This window comes from Polaromonas sp. P3_C2 (assembly GCF_056402675.1).
In genome coordinates this window covers 1-1219 of sequence record NZ_JBFUGX010000958.1, presented here as the reverse complement: position 1 = coordinate 1219, position 1219 = coordinate 1, and the positions used below count along the sequence as shown (strand labels likewise).

General features: G+C 61.4%; 1 protein-coding gene. It reads right to left on the bottom strand.

Features of this window, described 5'->3' with window-relative positions; genetic code table 11:
• Positions 1-1104, bottom strand: a 1104-nt coding sequence (locus tag AC1DWI_RS23760; protein WP_477725987.1) for an ABC transporter permease, incomplete at its 3' end; no start/stop codon positions are given.
• Between the last annotated feature and the right edge of the window lie 115 nt (positions 1105-1219).

The following is a 1219-nucleotide window of genomic DNA, read 5'->3' as shown; positions in this document are numbered from 1 at the left end:
GTCCAACGCCGGCGGCGTATCCGGCTTGTAGACAACGCTGACGCCTGAAAATTCAATGTCGCCGGCGACCCTGGCCGTGCTGAAGCTGCCGCTGCTTTCGTCCTCGATGAGGTCGACCAGGTCCAGCCCGCGCTCGATCGCCGCCAGCCCGCGCGTGATGGGCGTGGCACCGTCGGACAAGCTTTTGATGGGGGCGATCAGCAGCAGCATGGCCGTCACGAAGGCCACGAAGCCGCCCACAGTGGTGGTGTTTTCCGAGCCCTGGAGCAGGGCGATGGAGATGACGGCCGACAGCGCCACTGCGGCCAGCACCTGGGTGATGGCGCTCATGCCTGCGTAGGCGACGGTGGATTTGATGGACAGCCGCCGCAGCGTGTTGCTCAGCGCCTCGAAGCGCGAAGCCTGACCGGCCTGCGCGCCATGCAGCCGCACGTCGCGGTGAGCCAGCACGTTCTCTTCGACGACATAGGCCAGGTTGTCCGTGGCCACCTGGCTTTCGCGGGTCAGCCGGTAAAGGCGGCGCGTCAGTAGCTGAATCACCAGCGCGACGGCTGGGAACAGCAAGGAGACGATCAGCATCAGCTTCCAGTTCAGGAAGAGCAAGTAAGCCACCAAGGCCACCAGCGTGAGAACGTCGCGCGCCAGCTTCATGACCGCATTGATCATCATCGACGAGCCGTTGAACACCTCGTAGACAACGGTGTTGGCGATGGCGCTGGAGGACTGGTCCGCGAACAGCGACAGGCGCGAGCTCAGCAGTTTGCCGAACATCGCCCGGCGCAGCGACTGGAGGCCCTCGTTGGTGACCTTGGCCAGGGCGTACTGCGCCAGAAACCCGGAGAGTCCCCGCAGGGTGAATAGCAGCATCAATGTCAGTGGAACCAGCCAGAGATTGAATGAGTCCCGCTGAAATCCCCGGTCCAGGAGTGGCTTGAGTAATGCCGGTACAAACGGCTCGGTTGCCGAAGCCACGATAGTGGCGCCAATGGCTAATGCCCATCCACCGCGTGAGCTGCTGAAATAAGGCCAGACTCTCGCAATCCTGTGCTGCAGGGACGGCTTTGATGGTGAATTCAAGGAGCCTTTTTCTGTGCTGCTGCTCATGCTGTTGCTTCGTTTTTGGATTGACCAGCAGATTCGTGCGTCGGGCTGCGGAGCCCTAAAACCAGCAGCAAACCGAGCAATACACAGAAAAAATCCCCGATCAGCGCGTCATAAA